Source organism: uncultured Stenotrophomonas sp., assembly GCF_945952405.1.
In the GTDB taxonomy this organism is placed as follows: Bacteria; Pseudomonadota; Gammaproteobacteria; order Xanthomonadales; family Xanthomonadaceae; genus Stenotrophomonas.
This window is the reverse complement of the sequence record NZ_CAMFIA010000003.1, coordinates 243,091-263,158: the sequence shown is the minus strand read 5'-3', so window position 1 is coordinate 263,158 and position 20,068 is coordinate 243,091. Positions and strand designations below refer to the sequence as shown.

20 protein-coding genes are annotated in these 20,068 nt (G+C 65.4%); 13 read left to right on the top strand and 7 right to left on the bottom strand.

All coding sequences use genetic code 11. The features are described 5' to 3' along the window. Nucleotides 1-43 precede the first annotated feature (43 nt). From Q0P60_RS05040 to Q0P60_RS05025, 4 genes are all read right to left on the bottom strand, one after another. Complete coding sequence (locus Q0P60_RS05040; protein WP_294989131.1) at nucleotides 44-1,732, bottom strand: hypothetical protein; 1,689 nt, start codon at nucleotides 1,730-1,732, stop codon at nucleotides 44-46. A gap of 95 nt (nucleotides 1,733-1,827) precedes the next feature. Continuing rightward, nucleotides 1,828-2,799, bottom strand: coding sequence for an NAD(P)-dependent oxidoreductase (locus tag Q0P60_RS05035; protein WP_294989128.1), 972 nt, complete (start codon nucleotides 2,797-2,799; stop codon nucleotides 1,828-1,830). 3 nt (nucleotides 2,800-2,802) lie between these two features. Further along, entirely contained in the window at nucleotides 2,803-3,180 is a 378-nt protein-coding gene (locus Q0P60_RS05030; protein WP_197584810.1) for an SMR family transporter, read from the bottom strand. A gap of 40 nt (nucleotides 3,181-3,220) precedes the next feature. Further along, nucleotides 3,221-4,648, bottom strand: coding sequence for a UbiA family prenyltransferase (locus tag Q0P60_RS05025; protein WP_294989121.1), 1,428 nt, complete (start codon nucleotides 4,646-4,648; stop codon nucleotides 3,221-3,223). Between the two features lie 165 nt (nucleotides 4,649-4,813). On the opposite strand from Q0P60_RS05025, the gene Q0P60_RS05020 reads away from it, so the two are divergent. From Q0P60_RS05020 to rfbD, 5 genes are read left to right on the top strand one after another with little or no spacing between them, the layout of a single operon-like run. Then, nucleotides 4,814-6,145: a hypothetical protein gene (locus tag Q0P60_RS05020; RefSeq protein ID WP_294989118.1), complete on the top strand. Its 1,332-nt coding sequence runs from the start codon at nucleotides 4,814-4,816 to the stop codon at nucleotides 6,143-6,145. 50 nt (nucleotides 6,146-6,195) lie between these two features. Further along, nucleotides 6,196-7,251 carry a dTDP-glucose 4,6-dehydratase gene (gene rfbB, locus Q0P60_RS05015; protein ID WP_294989115.1) on the top strand — a complete coding sequence of 352 codons (1,056 nt, stop codon included), beginning with the start codon at nucleotides 6,196-6,198 and terminating at the stop codon, nucleotides 7,249-7,251. 14 nt (nucleotides 7,252-7,265) lie between these two features. After that, nucleotides 7,266-8,153: a glucose-1-phosphate thymidylyltransferase RfbA gene (gene rfbA, locus Q0P60_RS05010; RefSeq protein ID WP_180851361.1), complete on the top strand. Its 888-nt coding sequence runs from the start codon at nucleotides 7,266-7,268 to the stop codon at nucleotides 8,151-8,153. Beyond that, nucleotides 8,150-8,707, top strand: a complete 558-nt coding sequence (rfbC, locus tag Q0P60_RS05005; RefSeq protein WP_294989110.1) for a dTDP-4-dehydrorhamnose 3,5-epimerase — start codon at nucleotides 8,150-8,152, stop codon at nucleotides 8,705-8,707. Before rfbA ends, rfbC begins: the two co-directional genes overlap by 4 nt. After that, nucleotides 8,704-9,597, top strand: coding sequence for a dTDP-4-dehydrorhamnose reductase (rfbD, locus tag Q0P60_RS05000; RefSeq protein ID WP_294989107.1), 894 nt, complete (start codon nucleotides 8,704-8,706; stop codon nucleotides 9,595-9,597). The genes rfbC and rfbD overlap by 4 nt, the downstream gene beginning before the upstream one ends. 117 nt (nucleotides 9,598-9,714) lie before the next feature. On the opposite strand, the gene Q0P60_RS04995 is transcribed toward rfbD, so the two are convergent. Both Q0P60_RS04995 and Q0P60_RS04990 read right to left on the bottom strand, forming a co-directional pair. Further along, complete coding sequence (locus tag Q0P60_RS04995) at nucleotides 9,715-11,118, bottom strand: mannose-1-phosphate guanylyltransferase/mannose-6-phosphate isomerase (protein WP_294989104.1); 1,404 nt, start codon at nucleotides 11,116-11,118, stop codon at nucleotides 9,715-9,717. 11 nt (nucleotides 11,119-11,129) lie between these two features. Next, nucleotides 11,130-12,479: a phosphomannomutase gene (locus Q0P60_RS04990; RefSeq protein ID WP_294989101.1), complete on the bottom strand. Its 1,350-nt coding sequence runs from the start codon at nucleotides 12,477-12,479 to the stop codon at nucleotides 11,130-11,132. Between the two features lie 233 nt (nucleotides 12,480-12,712). Between Q0P60_RS04990 and Q0P60_RS04985 the strand changes: the two genes are divergently transcribed. From Q0P60_RS04985 to Q0P60_RS04950, 8 genes are all read left to right on the top strand, one after another. Next, nucleotides 12,713-13,669, top strand: a complete 957-nt coding sequence (locus tag Q0P60_RS04985) for a UDP-glucuronic acid decarboxylase family protein (protein ID WP_294989098.1) — start codon at nucleotides 12,713-12,715, stop codon at nucleotides 13,667-13,669. Between the two features lie 10 nt (nucleotides 13,670-13,679). After that, a complete protein-coding gene (locus Q0P60_RS04980; protein ID WP_294989095.1) occupies nucleotides 13,680-14,624 on the top strand; it encodes a glycosyltransferase in 945 nt (314 codons plus the stop codon). Beyond that, nucleotides 14,602-15,006, top strand: coding sequence for a GtrA family protein (locus Q0P60_RS04975; RefSeq protein ID WP_345780310.1), 405 nt, complete (start codon nucleotides 14,602-14,604; stop codon nucleotides 15,004-15,006). The genes Q0P60_RS04980 and Q0P60_RS04975 overlap by 23 nt, the downstream gene beginning before the upstream one ends. Then, nucleotides 15,003-15,602 carry a hypothetical protein gene (locus Q0P60_RS04970; RefSeq protein WP_294989089.1) on the top strand — a complete coding sequence of 200 codons (600 nt, stop codon included), beginning with the start codon at nucleotides 15,003-15,005 and terminating at the stop codon, nucleotides 15,600-15,602. Before Q0P60_RS04975 ends, Q0P60_RS04970 begins: the two co-directional genes overlap by 4 nt. A gap of 59 nt (nucleotides 15,603-15,661) precedes the next feature. Continuing rightward, the gene (locus tag Q0P60_RS04965; RefSeq protein ID WP_294989086.1) at nucleotides 15,662-16,084 is read left to right on the top strand and encodes a hypothetical protein; all 423 of its coding nucleotides are present in this window, start codon (nucleotides 15,662-15,664) and stop codon (nucleotides 16,082-16,084) included. Continuing rightward, nucleotides 16,059-17,264, top strand: a complete 1,206-nt coding sequence (locus Q0P60_RS04960; protein ID WP_294989084.1) for a hypothetical protein — start codon at nucleotides 16,059-16,061, stop codon at nucleotides 17,262-17,264. The genes Q0P60_RS04965 and Q0P60_RS04960 overlap by 26 nt, the downstream gene beginning before the upstream one ends. A gap of 96 nt (nucleotides 17,265-17,360) precedes the next feature. Then, nucleotides 17,361-18,092, top strand: coding sequence for a CoA transferase subunit A (locus Q0P60_RS04955; RefSeq protein ID WP_294989082.1), 732 nt, complete (start codon nucleotides 17,361-17,363; stop codon nucleotides 18,090-18,092). A gap of 1 nt (nucleotide 18,093) precedes the next feature. Continuing rightward, on the top strand, nucleotides 18,094-18,726 hold the full coding sequence (locus Q0P60_RS04950; protein ID WP_294989081.1) for a CoA transferase subunit B: 633 nt from the start codon (nucleotides 18,094-18,096) through the stop codon (nucleotides 18,724-18,726). 22 nt (nucleotides 18,727-18,748) lie between these two features. Here Q0P60_RS04950 and Q0P60_RS04945 read toward each other — a convergent pair whose 3' ends face one another. Beyond that, nucleotides 18,749-20,047 carry a glycosyltransferase gene (locus Q0P60_RS04945; RefSeq protein WP_294989079.1) on the bottom strand — a complete coding sequence of 433 codons (1,299 nt, stop codon included), beginning with the start codon at nucleotides 20,045-20,047 and terminating at the stop codon, nucleotides 18,749-18,751. Between the last annotated feature and the right edge of the window lie 21 nt (nucleotides 20,048-20,068).

Genomic DNA, 20,068 nt, shown 5'->3' with positions numbered 1-20,068 from the left:
CCAGGGTTCCATGTACCTGGCGCCGGGTCGTCCAGACCGCTGTTTATCTGCAGAGCTTGGAGAAGCCGATCCAGTCGCCGATCTGCTGCGGACCTTCACATGCCGTGTTGTCCATTCCAGAGACCTGATACTCGACATCCTTGATGCCGAGGACGTGCTGCGTGTGATAAAGGGTGGAGAAACCAAAGAACTGCGGAGCCGCGACAATGACGTGCTCGCCCTGCTGGTATTGCGCGCTGATGGCCCGGTTGGCCTGCATTGCGGGACGAAGGGCGAAATCACGGGTGTACTGCGCCACGCCGGCAAAGACCAGGACGGCGTTGACCAGCATCACCAGGCTGGCAAGCGAAGATGCAACGCGGACTCCCTTGATCGTAGATCCTGAACAGACGAGCAGTACAAGTATCAGGGCGAGGTACAGGAACGGGACATAGCGAGCCCACCAGGGCGCTGCATGCGCGATGGCCATGACCACCAGATACGCTACGGCGGCCAGCAGGTACCAGTGATTGATGCCCTGGCGGCGATTGCGCCGTTCCAGCACCAGTGCAAGAACAATTGCCACTGCGGCGATCACCAGGGCAAGTGAGAACAAGGGGCCGAATCCGGCGAATCGCGGATCCGGTGCACCCGATGATTTGATCTCGTCCATGGCGAAGGTGCCTGGAATCTTCATGCCCGGGAACGTAGTGGCGTTTGACGTGTGGGCAAGCAGTGACTCTGCAAGTGTCCGGATCCGCGGCTTCTCAAGCACCGATGCCTCGGCCTGTCCGCGCAGAACCATATCCGTACCGGTAACCGGGTAGCCGATATCCAGGTCCGAGGCGATATGGTTGAGGTAGGGGTGGGACAGGGCAATGGCTCCCAGCAGGGACCAGGTCGCAATCTCTTTCAGGCCAGGGCGGCGTACCACCAGGAATGGAAGCGCAAGCATCGCCGCGTACAGGGCACCGGTGAACTTCACGCCGGCAAGAATGATCAGGCTGCACCAGACGATCACGTTGACGGCAGGACTACGATCGCGGTCAAGGATGCAAAGCGTTGTGAGCGCAATGACCGAATACGTGCAGCCATCCACATAGTTTGTGGGCAGTTGGCCGACGATTGGCTGGCACGCCACCGCAAGCAGCGCGAGCACTTCCACCTGCCAGCGGTTCGGCAGGTACTGCTTGAAGACAGTGCGCGCATATACGAACAGGGCGATCGCAAGAAGCAGGTTCAATGCCTTGCCGGACTCCCATCCAAATCCGTAGTCCATCAAGGCTGCACTGAACAGCCAGGACAGGTTCGGGTAGTGGCTGACCCACATGGCGTTCGGATTGCCGTCCCATACGCCGGACGAATAGTAGATCTCGCTTCGCGTAGCGGCCCAGTCGGAAAACTCAGGGAAAAGCCACGGATTCCAGCCATCGTGCAGCGCGACAATGGCGACCTTGTGGTACATGTTGCCGTCCCATGTCGAGTCCGGCACGATGTTCAACAGCAGTGCGGACAGGGAAAGGACCAGCAATGCCTTGACCGCAGGGGCGGCCCAGGCCAGACCAATGCGGGGTGCAAGAACAAGGACCGCCAGGATGGGCAGTATGTAGGTAGCTGCCTTTACGCCGCTGTAGGCGGCGAGCGCTTTCGAAACGGCCAGCAGGACAACCAGTCCAACAGCACAGACGACGAACCTGCGCGCAGCCTGGCCGTCGGGCAGGAGGGCATCGGAAGAAGAGGGACGACTTTCCATGTGCATTGGATATGGGTTGATTCAGTAGGTCAGCGACACCGGGCAAGACAGGTCATGTCGAAGAATCCATGGCCGGGGCCGAAGTATTTTCGGGATCAGCGGGACTTGCTGTAGTGCTCGTAGGCCGCCACCAGCATGTCTTCGTCATTCTTGGTCGGCGCCCACTGCAGCGTGGATTCGGTCGGTGCGATATCGACCACGTAGTTGATGTCGGCAATCTGGTACTGCTCGCGGTGCAGCAGCGGCTTGCCCAGCTTCTCCAGCAGCGAGAGCGTCAACTTGAGCGGACCGGCAGGCACCGGAATGACCATCGAGTGCGAACCGATGCGCCGGATCGTGTTGCGCAGCAGCTCGCGCACCACCGGCGCCGGGCCGGAGCCCAGGCTCAGAGCGACGGCGGGCAGGTCGTGCGCCACCGACAGCTGGATGGCGTTGACCACATCTTCCACGGCGATCATCTGGTAGCGGTTGCGGCCGCTGCCGATGGTCGGGATGGGGAGATTCAGGTCCATCAGCTTGAACAGCTTGGTCAGGATGCCGAATCGACCCGGGCCGACGATCATTCTCGGGCGCAGGATGGTGATCCGGTACCCGCGGCCCCGTGCCTGTTCGCACAGCTGCTCGGACGCGGCCTTGCTGCGGCCATACGGACCCAGCGGATTCTTGGCATGGTCCGGCGGAACCGGCAGCTTCTGCGGCAGGCCGTAGACCATGTCGGTACTGGTGTAGACCAGCCGCGGCGTAGCCAGCTGCGCCATCCATTCCAGCACGTTGGACGTACCGCCGACGTTGACTTCGGCGAACCACGCATCCTGGTTGTGGTGCGGCACGTCGTTGTGGAACTGGCGCGCCGCCAGGTGATAGACGATATCGCCCTCGGCCAGGGCCACCTGCTGCAGCGCACCGGGGACCACGATGTCGATGCAGTGATAGTCCACCCGTCCCGCGAACTCGGTGGGAAGGGCGGCGATGTCGATGATCGTGACCTGCTGGTTCTGCGCCAGCAGCGAACGCGCCAGGTAGGTGCCGGTGAAGCCACTGCCACCGATGATGATATGACGGGCCATTGCTCAACCTCCCTTCGCGACGAGAACGACACCGACGCAGATCAGGGCGACGCCAGCGAGCTTCATGATGCTTACCGGTTCGCGGAACCAGAAATAAGCGGCCGCGACGACGATGACATAGCCGACGCTCAGGAACGGGTAGGCGAAACTCACCTGGACCTTGGACAGCACGTACATCCACAGCACGATGCTGACCGCGTAGCAGGACAGGCCTGCGAACACCCAGGGATTGAAGACCACGCGAAGGCCACTGGCGAGCAGCGGCAGGAAGCCGTCCGAGGTCACCAGCGCGACCTGGGGCATGCCCTGGCGCAGGAACAGCTGGGCACTGGCGTTCAGCGCGACGGAAAACAGGATCAGCGGAATGAAGGCGGTATACATGTGATTCCAGGGACTCTGGCAGGAAGGGGGTAGCCGACGGCTACCACTGGAATGTTGCGCAGCCGACGATGGCCAGCGCGAGCAGGGCGATTGCCTGGCTCACGCGGTCGCGCGCAGCGAACACGATCGGATCGTCGTGCATGTTTCCGCGGTGGGCGATGATCCAGGCACGGCTGATCCAGTACAGCAGGACCGGGCACAGCAGCCACAGGATCTTCGGCTGCTGATAGAGGGCCAGGCTCTCCGGGCTGTTGATGTACAGCGCGAACACCAGCACGCCGATGTAGCCGGCGGCGGCGCCGAACGACTGGATCAGCGGCAGATCGCCGACGGCGTAGCCACGGCCGCTGGCCTTGGTCTTGCCGGCCGATATCACTGCCTCCAGCTCGGTATAGCGCTTGAGCAGGGCCAGACTCAGGAAGATGAACATCGAGAAGGCGAGCAGCCAGAACGACAGTTCCACATCGATCGCGACAGCACCACCGATGATGCGCACCGTGTACAGGGCCGCAAGCACGACAACGTCGATCATGACCATGCGCTTGAGTACGAACGAATAGGCCAGGGTCATGACGTAGTAGCCGACCAGCACCAGCGCGAAGGCCGGGCTGGTCCACAGCGCAAGGCCGAACCCGACCAGGGTCAGCAGCGGTGCCGCCAGCAGACCCTGCAACAGGGGAAGATTGCCGGCCGCAAATGGACGCTTGCGCTTGCGGGCGTGTTGCCGGTCCGGGGCCAGGTCGAGCAGATCATTGAGCAGGTAGACGCCGGACGCGCACAGCCCGAACGCAATGAATGCGGCGGCGGCATCCAGCACGGCAGGCAGGTCGAAGAAGCGGTGGGCGGTCAGCAGTGGCACCAGGACCAGCAGGTTCTTGGCCCACTGGTAGATGCGCAGCGCCTTGATCCAGGTGCGCAGGCCACCGCCACGGGCCGGCCAATGGGCATGCACGGCCGTCTGCCGGGCTGCGCTGGCGGCGAGCCCGGTGCCGGCGTTGACCACGTAGGCGCCTCCGGCATGCTTCCAGACCTGCAGGTCCACGCTGGCATTGCCCATGTAGTCGTAATGGCCCGCGCCGAAGCGCGCATTGAGCGCGTCGGCCTTGTGATGGCCGGCAAGGTTGCGCTGGCCATCGCTGGCCATGACTTCATCGAATACGCCCAGATGGGCTGCGATGGCGTTGACCAGGCCGCTGTCCGACGCTGAGCAGAGCACGCGGGGCCTCTGTTCTGTCGTCTTCAGCAGCTCCAGCACGCGTTCGTCGTAGGGCAGGAACTCAACCGGCAGCGTGACCCGCGAGGCAATCTCCCGCTTCAGTGCGGCCTTGCCGCGCAGCAGCCACAGCGGCAGCAGGAAGACGTACAGGGGGTTGCTGGCCAGCAGGGTCAGCAGGGATTCGTACAGCAGATCCGATCGCAGCAGGGTGCCATCCAGGTCTACGCAGAGCGCGTGATCAGTTTCTTGCATTCGTTGCCTGCCGGGTTCCGTGTATGCTTCAGGCTTGGTGAGGTCTACCTGAATCCGGAGCGAAGTATAGCCGCTGGTGTCGTATTCGGCATGATCGCGCTACGGCGAGTGCTGGTCAGCCCTGCCTTTTCATTGCCACGTTGCGGTCTTTGACCCGATTCCCAGATGCCCTTGCACCCCCGTTCGTCTGCGCTTACCGGCCTGCTGTTGATCTGCGTCGCAGGCATCCTGCTGCGGGTCGCATTCGTAGCCTCGGTGCCGATTCCCCCTGTTTCCGACTTTGCGCGCTACGTCGAAGTGGCAACCAACCTGGCGAACGGGCAGGGCCTCCAGGTCGCTGGCACTCCCTTCATTGGCCAGCCGCCGCTCTATCCGGCGTTGCTGGGTGCCTGGTTCTCGGCTTTTGGTGCCCATGTGGCGGCTGGCAAGGCGCTGAATCTCCTGCTCGGATCGGCGACGCTGCTGCTGTGGGCCTTCGCCAGTTCGCGAAGTGGCATGCGCCGATCCTGGCAATTTGCCAGTCTTGCACTGCTCGCCTTTCATCCGGCCTTGATTGCCTATACCGGGGTGCTGGGCACGGAAACGCTGGCCGTGTTCCTTGCAGTATTGGCCTTTGCCCTGGCTTGCCTGCCGATGTGGATGCCTGTGTCCGGCATTCTGGGCGTTGTGCTGGCTCTGGCCGCATTGAACCGGCCGCAACTGCTGCCGTTGCCCATTGGCGTTGTCTTCTGCTTGCTGCTGGGCAGGTTCGATCTGCCCCGGGTGCGCAGTTGCCTGGTGATCTTGCTCGCATTTGGCGCAGCTTTGTTGCCTTGGACGCTGCGCAACGAAGCACTGTTTGATCATGCGATTCCTGTCAGTGCCAATAGCGGCTATACCCTGTTGGTCAACAACAATGCTGACAACCAGACAGGCGGTTGGATGCCGTTGAGTCGAGTGCCGTTGTCGGCTCAGGACCTGAAGCGCTTCCAGCAGGAAGCTGATCTGGCCCCCGCCTTCCTCGCCGGAGGGGATGAGGATGCCAAGTTCCTTCAGTGGACTCCCGCTGCCGATGGCGTAGCCAGGTCGATTGCTCTGGACTGGATGAGTGAGCATCCGCAATCGGTCCTGCGCTTGGCCGCGATGAGGATAAAGGCCAGCATGGATCCGGCCACCCTCCTGTACTGGCCGTTCATCGACGTCGAGGGAGCTCCCGCCTGGCTCGGATGGGTCGTTGGGTTGCTTGATGTACTGCTTGTCCTGCTAGCCGCCATGGGAGCGGTCAGGGCCGGGCTTCACCTGCGGCAGCTGTCTTTGGCGACGCTGTTGGCGCTTGGCATGCTGGGGCTGGGATGGCTGTCGATCGCCGTGTTCGAGGGGCAGGGTCGATACCTGATTCCCATGCTGCCAGCAATGCTCTGGCTGCTTGCGGCACCGTACCGCGATTACAGGGATGTCTGCCGGACAGCGACAGGTCATCCTTCCGTTGACACAGGAAAGGTATCCTCTACCTCCTGAGAGCGCTGCCGGGTCCGGACGCGCGCGTCCCCTGAACTGGAGAGTGGATGGTGCCTACCTGGCTCGTCACCGGCGGTGCCGGTTTCATTGGCGGCAATTTCGTCCTTGAGGCGGTTGCCCGAGGTGTGAAGATCGTCAACCTCGATATCCTGTCCTACGCCGGCAACCTGAAGACCCTGTCCAGCCTGGACGGTGATCCCGGCCATGTGTTCGTGCAGGGGGATATCGGTGACCGCGCGCTGGTCGCCCGGCTGCTGGCCGAGCACCAGCCGGACGCCGTGCTGAACTTCGCTGCGGAGAGCCATGTCGACCGTTCCATCGACGGTCCGGGCGCCTTCATCCAGACCAACGTGGTCGGCACGCTGGGCCTGCTGGAAGCGGTGCGCGACCACTGGAAGGCGCTGCCGCCCGCGCAGGCAGCGGCGTTCCGCTTCCTGCACGTGTCCACCGATGAGGTGTATGGCAGCCTGGGTGAGAGCGGCTCGTTCAGCGAAACCACCCAGTACGCCCCGAATTCGCCGTACTCGGCGTCGAAGGCGGCTTCGGACCACCTGGTCCGCGCCTTCCACCACACCTACGGGCTGCCGGTGCTGACCACCCATTGCTCCAACAACTACGGCCCGTACCACTTCCCCGAGAAGCTGATCCCGCTGGTGATCGCCAAGGCGCTGGCCGGCGAGCCGTTGCCGGTGTACGGCGATGGCAGGCAGGTACGCGACTGGCTGTTCGTGTCCGATCACTGCGAAGCGATCCGCACCGTGCTGGCCAACGGCAAGGTCGGCGAAAACTACAACGTGGGCGGCAATTCGGAGAAGCAGAACATCGAGGTGGTGCACGCGATCTGCGCGCTGCTGGACCAGCGTCGCCCGCGTGCGGACGGCCAGCCGCGCAGCCGCCAGATCACCCATGTGGCCGACCGCCCCGGACATGACCGCCGCTATGCGATCGATGCCTCCAAGCTGAAGAACGAACTGGGCTGGGAGCCGGCCTATACCTTCGAGCAGGGCATCAGCCGCACCGTGGACTGGTACCTGGACAACCAGGCGTGGGTCAACAGCGTGCTCGATGGCAGCTATCGCCTGCAGCGCATCGGCACCGCCGCCTGAGGCCAGGAGACGACATGACCCAGCGCAAGGGCATCATCCTCGCCGGTGGCTCCGGCACCCGGCTGTATCCGATCACCCAAGGTGTCAGCAAGCAGCTGCTGCCGGTGTATGACAAGCCGATGATCTACTACCCGCTCAGCGTGCTGATGCTGGCGGGCATCCGCGAGGTGTTGATCATCAACACCCCGCACGAACAGGCGCTGTTCCGGCAACTGCTGGGCGACGGTTCGCAGTGGGGCATGGACATCCAGTACGCCGTGCAGCCCAGCCCCGATGGCCTGGCCCAGGCCTATCTGATCGGTCGCGATTTCGTTGCCGGCAAGCCGAGCTGCCTGGTGCTGGGGGACAACATCTTCCACGGCCATGGGCTGAGCGAAATGCTGCGCCGCGCCGACGCACGTGACCAGGGTGCCACGGTGTTTGGCTACTGGGTCAACGACCCCGAGCGCTATGGCGTGGCCGAGTTCGACGCCAGTGGCAAGGTGGTCGGGCTTGTCGAGAAGCCGCTCAACCCGCGCTCGAACTACGCGGTGACCGGCCTGTACTTCTACGATGCGCATGCCTGTGACTACGCCGCCGAGCTGAAGCCCTCGGCCCGCGGCGAGCTGGAGATCACCGATCTCAACCGCAGGTACCTGGAGCAGGGCCTGCTGCACCTCGAGCCACTGGGCCGCGGTTATGCCTGGCTCGATACCGGCACCCACCAGTCACTGCTGGAGGCCTCCAACTTCATCGAAACCATCCAGACCCGGCAGGGCCTGCAGGTGTGCTGCCCGGAGGAAATCGCCTTCGGCAAGGGCTGGATCGACGCCGCGCAGCTGGAAGCGTTGGCGGCACCGCTGATCAAGAACGGCTATGGCCAGTACCTGCACAAGCTCGCCCTGCGTGGAGTGGTTCCGTGAAAGTGATTGAAACCGATCTGCCCGGCTGCGTGGTGATCGAGCCGGCGGTGTTCGGCGATGCCCGTGGCTGCTTCTTCGAGACCTGGAATGCCGAGCGCTTCGCCGCGCAGGGCCTGCCGGACCGCTTCGTGCAGAGCAATGTATCGACCTCGACACAGGGTGTGCTGCGCGGCCTGCATTACCAGTGGCCGCGTCCGCAGGGCAAGCTGGTGAGCGTGCTCGAGGGCGAGGTATATGACGTCGCCGTGGACATCCGCCGCGGCTCGCCGACCTTCGGGCGCTGGGAGGCGGTGGTGCTGAGCGCGGAGAACCGGCGGCAGTTCTGGATTCCGGAAGGTTTCGCGCATGGCTTCGCCGTGTTGTCCGAGCGCGCGGTGTTCAGCTACCTGTGCACCGAGGTGTACCTGAAGGACTTCGATGCCGGCGTGCGCTGGAATGATGCCGACATCGGCGTGGACTGGCCGCTGGGCACGCCGACCCTGTCGGCCAAGGACGAGCATGCTCCGTTCCTGGGCGAGATCGCCGAAGACCGCCTGCCGGTCTACCTGCCATGAGCATTCTGCTGTTCGGCGGCAACGGCCAGCTCGGCCAGGAGTTGTTGCGCGCGCTGGCTCCGCTGGGCAGCGTGGTCGCAACCACCCGCAGTGGCGTTCTGCCCGACGGCCGTGCCTGTGAAGCCGCTGATTTCACCCAGCCTGGCAGCCTTGCTGCGCTGCTCGAGCGCGTGCAGCCCTCGATCGTGGTCAACGCCGCCGCCTACACGGCAGTGGACCGTGCCGAACAGGAGAGCGACGCGGCCTTTGCCGTCAACGCGCAGGCACCGGGCGTGATCGCGCGCTGGTGCGCGGCGAACGGCGTGCCGTTGGTGCATTACTCCACCGATTACGTGTTCGATGGCCAGGCCACCGCACCCTATCGTGAGGACGCGCCGACCGCTCCGCTGGGCGTCTACGGCACCAGCAAGCGCGACGGCGAGGACGCGGTGCGTGCCGCGGGAGGCCGCCACCTGATCTTCCGTACGGCGTGGGTGTATGCCGCGCACGGCACGAACTTCCTGCGCACCATGCTGCGCGTCGGCGCCGAACGGGATCAGCTGCGGGTGGTGGCCGACCAGGTCGGGACGCCCACGCCGGCGGCACTGATCGCCGACGTCACTGCGCGGGCGTTGCAGCACCCCGGTCGCTTGTCGGGAACCTGGCACCTGACTGCCAGCGGCCAGACCAGCTGGCATGGCTTCGCCGAGGCGATCTTCGCCGAAGCGCTTGCCACCGGCGTGCTGTCGAAGGCGCCGATCGTCGAGGCGATTCCCGCCTCGGCGTATCCGACACCGGCCCGCCGCCCGGCCTGGTCGGTACTGGACAACCACAAGCTGCAGCGGGATTTCGGCATCGTGCTGCCGGCATGGCAGGACGGCCTGCAGCGGGTGATGGCCGAGATGGCATGACCTGGTAGGCGAAGTGCCGACCAACGGTCGGCACCCACCCCGAGCAGCAGTCGGCACCCACTCCGAGCAGGAGCCGGCACCCACTCCGAGCAGCAGTGGGTATCCACCCGCGGGGGCTCAGCTCCGCCCGTAGGTGTCTTCGAAACGCACGATGTCGTCTTCGCCGAGGTAGCTGCCCGACTGCACTTCGATCAGTTCCAGCGGCAGCTTGCCCGGGTTGCGCAGGCGATGGGTCACGCCCAGCGGGATATAGGTGCTCTGGTTCTCGCTGAGCAGGATCACCTCGTTGCCGCGGGTCACTTCAGCCGTGCCGCTGACCACGATCCAGTGCTCGGCGCGGTGATGATGCATCTGCAGGCTGAGCGTGCCACCAGGCTTGACCGTGATCCGCTTGACCTGGAAGCGTTCGCCGTTGTCGATCGAGTCGTAGGCGCCCCACGGGCGGTACACCTTGCGATGCCAGGTCGCCTCGCTGCGGCCTTCGGCCTTCAGCTGCGCCACCACGGTCTTGACCTCCTGCATGCGGTCGGCCTTGCCGACCAGCACCGCGTCATCGGTTTCGACCACGATCACGTCGTCCAGGCCGACCAGTGCCACCAGGCGCTGCGCATAGGCATAGGTGTTGCGGCAGTCGATGGCGATCACGTCGCCCTGGTGGGCATTGCCATCGCCATCCTGCTGCGAGACATCGCGCAGTGCGGTCCACGAACCGACGTCGTTCCAGCCTGCGTCCAGCGGGATCACCACCGCATCGGCGGTCTTTTCCATCACGGCGTAGTCGATCGAATCGGACGGCACCGCGGTGAAGGCGTCCTTGTCCAGGCGGGTGAAGTCGGCATCGCGGCGGGCCTGCTGCCAGGCCTGGCGGCTGCCGGCCAGCATCGCCGGCTGGAAGCGCTCCAGCTCCTGCAGGTAGCGCGAGGCCTTGAACAGGAACATGCCACTGTTCCAGTAGTACTGCCCGCTGGCGACGTAGCCGGTGGCCGTGTCCAGGTCGGGCTTCTCGACGAAGCGCTCGACGGCGCGCAGGCCCTGCCCATCGGCCGCCTTGATGTAGCCGTAGCCGGTTTCCGGGCCGGTCGGGACGATGCCGAAGGTCACCAGCTTGCCGGCCTCGGCGGCACCGGCGGCGGCCTGTACCGCACTGCGGAACGCCGCCTCGTCGGTGATTACATGGTCCGAAGGCAGCACCAGCAGCAGCGCGTCGGCACCGTCACGGGTGGCTTCCAGTGCGGCCACGGCGATGGCCGGGGCGGTGTTGCGACCCACCGGCTCGAGGATGATCGCGGCCGGTTCGGCGCCGACCTGCTGCAGCTGTTCGGCCGCGACGAAACGGTGTTCCTCGTTGGCGATCACCAGCGGTCCCCGCGCCGCAAGCGGCGCGATGCGCTGCCAGGTGGCCTGCAGCATGGTCAGTTCACCGGCCAGCGGCAGGAACTGCTTTGGATACGCTTCGCGCGACAGCGGCCACAGGCGCGTGCCGGATCCACCGGACAGGATGACGGGCTGGATGCTGCTCATGCGGACCTCGGTTACAGCTGGATCAGGCGGGAGATTTCGTCGGTGCGTGCCTGCATCAGTGCAGCATCACCGCGCGATTCGACGTTCAGACGCAACAGCGGCTCGGTGTTGGAGCTGCGCAGGTTGAAGCGCCAGTTGCCGAAGTCCGCGCTGATGCCGTCGGTATGGTCCAGTGCCGGCGACTGTGCGGCGAAGTGCTCCATCACCCGCGCGACCGCCGCCTTGGCATCGTCCACCTTGAAATTGATCTCGCCGCTGCAGGGATAGGCCGCCATGCGGTCTTCCACCCAGTCGGCCAGCGAACGGCCACTTTCGGAGACCAGCTGGGCGATCAGCAGCCACGGAATCATCCCCGAGTCGGCGTAGGCGAACTCGCGGAAATAGTGGTGGGCGCTCATTTCGCCGCCATACACGGCATCCTCGGCGCGCATCTTTTCCTTGATGAACGCATGGCCGCTCTTGCACTGCACCGCCACGCCGCCGGCCTGTTCGACCATGTCCACCGTGTTCCAGACCAGGCGCGGGTCGTGCACGATCCTGCCGCCCGGATTGCGCGCCAGGATCGCCTTGGCCAGCAGGCCGACCAGGTAGTAGCCCTCGATGAAGCGGCCGGAATGATCGAAGAAGAAGCAGCGGTCGAAGTCGCCATCCCAGGCGATGCCGAAGTCGGCGCCATGCTCGCGCACCGCATCGGCGGTGGCGGCGCGGTTTTCCGGCAGCAGCGGGTTGGGAATGCCGTTGGGGAAGCTGCCGTCGGGTTCGTGGCAGATGCGGATGAATTCAAACGGCAGGTGCGGCGCCAGCAGGTCGACGATGGCACCGGCGCCGCCGTTGCCGGCATTGACCACCAGCTTCAGCGGCTTGAGCCGACCGCCATCGACATAGCCCAGCAGATGCTGGATGTAGGCGCTCTTGTCATGCTCGGCGACCTGGCCCGCGCGCGGCGGTGGGGCCTGCTCGGAGGTGTCGGCGGCGACTGCATCGGAAATCGCGAACAGGCCGGTATCGGAGCTGATCGGCCGAGCGTTCTGCTTGACCAGCTTCATGCCGTTGTAGTCCATCGGGTTGTGGCTGGCGGTGACCATCACGCCACCCGCGGCACCGCGGTGATCGGTCTGGAAATAGACCTCTTCGGTGCCACACAGGCCGATGTCGATCACCTCGCGGCCGCTGCCGCGCAGGCCGGCGGCCAGTGCCTCCTGCAACCCCGGGCTGGTCAGGCGCACATCATGGCCAAGCACCACCGGGCCGGGAGCGAGCTGAGCGGCCAGCGCCACGCCGATACGGCGGGCCAGCACTTCATTCAGTTCCTCGGGCACGCGGCCACGGATGTCGTAGGCCTTGAAGGCGGGCAGGGGCATCGAACCAGTCCATCCGGAAGTGAGTGCCGATTATAGCGGGAGGGTCCGCAAACGGCGGGTGAGCCGGCGGACGGATCCAGCGGTGGCGGGGCGCAGACGGGATGGGGCGGTCGCGGCCGGGCCGAACATGGCCCGCCGGCAGTTCGCTTACAATTGCGCGCTGAATACCGGGGATGTGGCCTGTCGTGGCCACCGCCGATTGGCCTGCTGCTCCAGAAGGTTCGAGGATTGCTTTGAAATTCACTCACGATCAGAAGCGCGTGCTGGTGACCGGCGGCGCAGGCTTCCTGGGGTCGCACCTGTGTGATCGACTCATTTCGGCTGGCCACGATGTCCTCTGCGTGGACAATTTCTATACCGGCAGCAAGGCCAACGTGGATGGGCTGCTCGGCCATCCGCGCTTCGAGCTGATGCGCCATGACGTGACCTTCCCGCTGTACGTGGAGGTCGACCGGATCTTCAACCTGGCCTGCCCGGCGTCGCCGATCCACTACCAGCAGGATCCGGTGCAGACCACCAAGACCAGCGTGCATGGCGCGATCAACATGCTTGGCCTGGCCAAGCGCCTGCGCGCGCGCATCCTGCAGGCCAGCACCAGCGAGGTCTACGGCGATCCGGAGATCCATCCGCAGGTGGAGGGCTACTGGGGCCGGGTCAATCCGATCGGCATCCGCAGCTGCTATGACGAAGGCAAGCGCTGTGCGGAGACGCTGTTCTTCGACTACTGGCGCCAGCACCAGCTGGAGATCAAGGTCATGCGCATCTTCAACACGTATGGCCCGCGCATGCACCCCAATGATGGCCGGGTGGTCAGCAATTTCATCGTGCAGGCGCTGCAGGGCGAGCCGATCACCATCTATGGTGACGGCAGCCAGACGCGCAGCTTCTGCTATGTCGATGACCTGATCGAGGGCATGCTGCGGCTGATGGATTCGCCGGCCGACCTGACCGGCCCGATCAACATCGGCAATCCGTCCGAGTACACCATGCTGGAGCTGGCCGAGACCGTGCTGCGCCTGGTCGGCGGCACCTCGAAAATCGAGTTCCGGCCGTTGCCTTCGGATGATCCGCGCCAACGCCAGCCGGATATCAGCCTGGCCAGGGCGGACCTGGGCTGGGAGCCCAGGGTCGGCCTGGAGGACGGCCTGAAGGAGACCATCGCCTATTTCCGCCATCGCCTGCAGGCCTGAGGTGGCAACGATGCGCAAGATCGTGGTGATGCCGGTCTACGAGGACCTGGAAGCCTCGTCGAAGCTGTTCGTGGAGCTGGCCCGCACCCAGGGCCCTGATACCTATGTGGTGGCCGTGGACGATGGTTCGGTGCGCCAGCCGCTGCCGATCAGCGCCATTGAAGCCTCCGGGCTGGAGGGCGTGGTGATCCGCCTGCGCCGCAATGTCGGCCATCAGCGTGCGATCGCCATCGGCCTGGGCTATGTGGCCGAGCACTTCGAGGGCAGCGACATCGTCGTGGTGATGGACTCCGATGGCGAGGACACGCCCGAGAGCATCACCGAGCTGGTGGCGGGGCTGGCGTCGGACGATGTCGACGTGGTCGTGGCCAGCCGCCGCAGCCGGGTCGAATCGCTGAAGTTCAAGTCGTTCTATGTCGTCTACAAGCTGCTGTTCTCGCTGCTCAGCGGGCGCCAGATCAGTTTCGGCAACTTCATGGCGGCGAAGATGCCGGCGGTGCGCCGCCTGGCCTCGATGCAGGAGCTGTGGATCCATGTCGCGGCCTGCGTGCTGGGTTCGAAGCTGCGCGTGCAGACCTGTGCCCTGGATCGCGGCCCGCGTTACGCCGGTCGCAGCAAGATGAATTTCGTTGGCCTGGCCCTGCACGGATTCCGTGCCCTGATGGTGTTTGCCGAGGACGTGCTGGTGCGCGTGGGCATCGCCTGCACCATGGTGGCGGCACTGTCGATCATCGGTGGCATCGTCGCCACCGGGCTGAAGATGCTGGGGTTTGCCTCGCAGGGCTGGTTCTCGCTGGCGTTCGGCATCCTGGTGCTGGTGTTCCTGCAGACCGCGGCGCTGACGCTGATCATCCTGATGCTGTCGGGAATGATGCGCGGTGGCGGCGTGATGAGCGTCGGCAGCTACCGTGAGTTCGTCGACGAGGTCCTGCATGCCGGCCGCCGCAATGGCTAAGGATGCGCTCGGCGGGCAGGCCGTCCGTTACGTGATCAACGGCCTGGCCGCCACTGCCGTGCACTACGGCGTGCTGCGCTTCAACATCGAAGTGCTGCATATCCCGCTGGCGGCAGCGGCCAATGCGCTGGCCGCCGTGTTCGGCATCACCGCCTCGTTCCTGGGCAGCCGCTACTTCGTGTTCCGTGGCCGCCAGGGCAGCCTGGCACGGCAGGGCTCGTTGTTCCTGCTGGTGTACGCCTCGATCGCTGTGCTGCACGCGCTGGTGATGTACCTCTGGGCCGATCGGCTGGGCCTGGATTACCGCATCGGCTTCGTGCTCGCCACCGGGATGCAGATGGCCATCAGCTTCATTGCCAACCGATGGGTGGTGTTCAAGTGAACAAGTACTTCCGTGCCGCACTGGCAACCCTGGTCTTCATCGTGGTGCTGCTGCTGGTCTACTACGTCCACATGCGCCAGTTCCGGGTGAACGTGGTGCTGTACGCCAGCATCCTCGATGCGGTGATCGCGCTGGTGGTGGTGTTTGCCGGCCTGTACGCGCTGAAATGGTTCAGGGATTTCAGCCGCCTCGAGTTGATCCAGCTGGCTGCCATCTGGCTGCTGGGAGGCTATGTGTTCGCGATCTCGGTCCCGACCGTCATCGACCGCTCGCTGTCCTTCTACATCCTGGAGAAGCTGCAGCAGCGCGGCGGCGGCATACGCGAGGATGCGTTCCGCCAGGTGTTCACCGAAGAGTACGTGCGCGAGCATCACCTGGTGGAAGTGCGCCTGACCGAGCAGCTGCAGTCCGGAACGGTGCAGATCCATGATGGCTGCGTCCGCTTGACCGCCCGCGGCGAGCGCCTGGCATCGTTCGGCCGCTTCTACCGGCAGAACCTGCTGCCCACCCATCGCCTGCTGATGGGGCAGTACACCGATGCACTCACAGATCCCTTCCGCGACAGCCGGATGCCGTCCGACTACCGTTGCCGCTAGCTCCATCGCTGTATCGCATTGATTCCCGCTGCCCGCTCCTTGAACGTTTCATGGAAGACATGACCTCCACTCCTACCTCCTCTCTGCCACGCCTTGCGGGCTGGGATCTGGCGATTGCCGGGATCCTTGCGCTGCTATGGGGTGTCATGCTCGTTTCGGTCGCCAAGCGATCGGAGTTCCAGGCGTCGTTGCTGCGCCAGGCGCTGGCGGACGATGCCGGCTTCAGCGCGGCCGTACCGCGCGAAGTGGTCGATGCGCGCGACCTGCTGCGGGCGCAGCCGGGCGATCTCTCGCCGCTGTCGCTGGGGCAAGGGCTGAAGGACGATCCGCTGATCCAGCAGCGCATGTGGGAGGCACTCTATCCGGTGCGCTTCAGCGACACCGACGCGGCGCACCGCCTGCTGAAGTCCAACGATCCGCTGCTGGGGCAGTGCCAGGTACTGGGGAGGCGTGGCGATGTCGTCCTTGCCAACTGCGGTTGAATGGGGGCGCCGCGCGGCGCTGGCCATGCTGGTCTTTGCCCTGCTGGGCTATGGCCTGGCGGCCATCGGGCTGGTCGGCTGGCCGGTCCTGGTGGTGTTCGCGGCATTCGTGCTCAGTGCCCTGCTTGCGCTGCCGGCGCTGCGTGACCTGCGCACCGCACCGCTGGTGCTGATGGTGCTGGTGCTGGTGCTGATCGCACTGGGCAGCCCCAGCGATGGCTGGGACCCGCGTTCGATCTGGTTGTTCCATGCCAAGCGGATCTTCCTGGAGGGCACGCTGTACGCGCAGCTGGACGATTACGCGCCCTGGAGCCACAACGACTATCCCGCGCTGGTGCCCTGGCTGATGGCCTCCGCCGCAGGCCTGGCCGGGCACTGGAACGAGCTGCTGCCGAAGGCGGTGGCACCGTTGCTGCTGCTGCCGGCGCTGCTGCTGATCGCCCCGAGTTTCCGCTGGCGCTGGTGGGGCGTGCTGTTCGCGCTGCTGCTGATGCGCCTGGGCCGCGACATGCTGATCAACGGCTACATGGATGCGCTGGTGGCCGTCTACGCGGTCGCTGCCGTGGCGACCGCCATGCGCTACCGCGTGTGCGGGAACGCGGGTGAGCGCCGTGAGCTGGTCGCATTCACCTTGCTGATCGCCGTGCTGTCGATGCTGAAGAACGAAGGTGCCGTGCTCGCGTCCTTGTTGACCGCCGTGGTCCTGGGCGAAGGCCTGCTGCGCGAGCGTCGCCTGGGCTGGCGCATCCTGCTGGCCGCGGTTGTGGCGCTGCTGCCGCTGCTGGCATGGAAGCTGGCCATCGGGCAGGCAGGGGTCGGCAATGACCTGGCCGGAAGCGACATGAAGGCGCAGCTGCTGGCGCGCCTTGGCCGCGAAGGCGGAACCCTGGCGATCGTCCAACGTCTGCTGCTGGATGCCTGGGTGCTGGTGCCGCTGCTGGTACTGGCCGTGCTCTGGCGCCCGCTGCTGCGCATTCCGGCGGCATCGGCGGCGGTGCTGGCGGCGCTGGCGTACGCGGCCGTCCTGTTCCTGGTCTACCTGGGCACACCGCATGACCTGGACTGGCACCTGCGCACCAGCGTCGACCGCGTCCGCATGCCGGTGACACTGCTGCTGGGGTTTGCGGTGCTGCTGGCACTGGAACATCGCGCCACCGCGAAGATCCCGCGCACGCGCTGAGCCGCAATGTGCCGTGGCTTCATGCTGCGGCGCATCCCAGCCGTATGCGGGTGTGGCGCTAGAATGCGCTCATTCTTCCCGTGTGGGGCTGTAGAAATGGAACACGTGACTTCCACCGGCAAGCGCGGCAAGCGCTTCGCCACCGCAGCGCAGGCGCTGGAGGGCGTGGTCGCCGATGGCCAGACCCTGGCTGTTGGCGGCTTCGGCCTGTGCGGCATTCCCGAGGCGCTGATCGCCGCGCTGCGTGACAGCGGTGCCAAGGGCCTGACCGTGATCTCCAACAACGCGGGGGTCGATGGCTTCGGTCTGGGCCAGCTGCTGGAAACACGCCAGATCAGCAAGATGATTTCGTCCTACGTGGGCGAGAACAAGGAGTTCGAGCGGCAGTTCCTGGCTGGCGAGCTGGAACTGGAGTTCAATCCGCAGGGCACCCTGGCCGAGCGCCTGCGCGCCGGCGGTGCGGGCATTCCGGCGTTCTTCACCGCAACCGGCTACGGTACGGTGGTGGCCGAGGGCAAGGAAACCCGCGAGTTCGACGGCAAGCACTATGTAATGGAAACCGCGCTGCGCGCCGACGTGGCGCTGGTCAAGGCGTGGAAGGCCGACGAGGCCGGCAACCTGGTGTTCCGCAAGACCGCGCGCAACTTCAATCCGGCCTGTGCGATGGCCGGCAAGCTCTGCATCGCCGAGGTCGAGGAAGTGGTACCGGTGGGTGCGATCGACCCTGACCAGGTGCACCTGCCCGGCATCTACGTGCATCGCATCGTGCACAACCCGCATCCTGAAAAACGCATTGAACAGCGCACCATCCGCGCGGAGGGCAACTGACATGGCGTGGACCCGCGATGAGATGGCGGCACGCGCCGCCCGTGAACTGACCGATGGCGCCTACGTGAACCTGGGCATCGGCCTGCCGACCCTGGTCGCCAACCATATTCCCGAGGGCGTGGATGTGTGGCTGCAGTCGGAGAACGGCCTGCTCGGCATCGGCCCGTTCCCGACCGAGGACGAAGTCGACGCGGACCTGATCAATGCCGGCAAGCAGACCGTCACCGCGCGTGCCGGTGCCAGCTACTTCGGCAGCCACGACAGCTTCGCGATGATCCGCGGCGGCCACGTCAACCTGGCCATCCTCGGCGCCATGCAGGTGACCGACAAGGGCGATCTGGCGAACTGGATGGTGCCCGGCAAGATGGTCAAGGGCATGGGCGGCGCGATGGACCTGGTGGCCGGCGTGCAGCGCGTGGTGGTGCTGATGGAGCACACCGCCAGGAACGGCGAGCACAAGATCCTGGCCGAATGCACGCTGCCGCTGACCGGCGTGGGCGTGGTCGACCGCATCATCACCGACCTGGCTGTGTTCGACGTGACCGATGCAGGCCTGCGGCTGGTGGAAGCAGCGCCGGGTGTCAGTGATGACGAACTGAAGGAAAAGACCGGCGTGGCGTTCGCGCGCGCCTGAGGCGGCGTTGCCGCTGCAGCGATCAGTCGCGCAGGAGTGCTTGCAGGCTCCTGCGCGCCGCATCGCTGGAGAAATGCTCGCGGATGTTGTCGTAACCCTGCTCGGAGATGCGGGACCACAGCGCCGGGTCCGAGTACAGGCGCAGGATGGCCGCGCTGAACGCCTCGGTGCCCGAGGCGACCAGGGCGTTCTGCCCGTCGATCAGGAACATGCCTTCGGCGGCGATCGGCGTGGCCACCACCGGGATGCCGTGGCTCATCGCTTCATTGACCTTGCCTTTCACGCCTGCGCCGGAGAGCAGGGGGGCGAGCGCGATCCTGCAGCGCGACAGGAAGGGCTGCAGTGATGCCACGTGGCCGTGGACGATGACACCGTTGCCGGCGTAGCGCGCCGCCACGTCCTCCGGAATCTCTCCGATCAGGTGCAGGACGATCTCCGGGCGCTGCGCACGGATGCGCGGATGGATCTCGCCGACCAGCCATTCCAGCGCTTCCTGGTTGGGCTGATGGGCATAGCCCCCCACGAAGTACAGGTCAGCGGTGTCCTCGAAGCGGCGTGTGCCGCCCTGCACGTCATGGATGTTGGAGAGCAGCCGGATGTCGCTGCCGGGCAGTTGCGCCTGCAGCATCTCCAGCTCGGTCTGGCTGACCACCAGCGTCGTGTCGCTGGCGTTGATCAGGGCGAACTCGCTTTGCCGCGTACGTTCGGCCTGCCGCTGCAGGTCCGGGTCCTGGCGCAGGTCCGCAGCGCGCTGCTCACGCACATGGTGCAGGTCCACGGTGTCGAAGATCACCTTGCCCACGGCGTAATCGCGGATCAGCCCGATGTGGGCTGCCGCCACATGGTGGCGGCTGAGCAGGGTCGCACGCAGCTGCTGGCCGTGCACGCGCAGCCACTGGTCGAGGCGGGGACGGCCTGCGATGCCGATCAGGTCCACGCCCAGCGCGTCGAGGAAGCCGCGACTGTCGGCACTGATGACACCATTGTCCGGCATGAACACCGGTTGCCATCCCAGCTCGCGGATCGACTGGAGGATCTTGCACATCCGGACCGAGCCGGAATCGCGGGTCGGATCGGGCGCGCTGGCATCCAGCACCAGCACGTACCCGGCACCGGCAGGGGCCGTGCTGCGTGCTTCGCCGGAACAACGCGCCGGTTGATCGGGCACCGATGCCGCGGCCGGCGGATGTGGGCGAAGCACCGCCTTGACCTTGCGCAGCGTAGCGGCCGGGCCCACCTGGCGCAGGTTGTGAACCACCGAGGCCAGCCGGCGCGAGGCCTGGCGAATCCGCCATTTGAGGCTGTACCAGGAGTGCTTCATCGTCATCATCGTCAGGCGGCG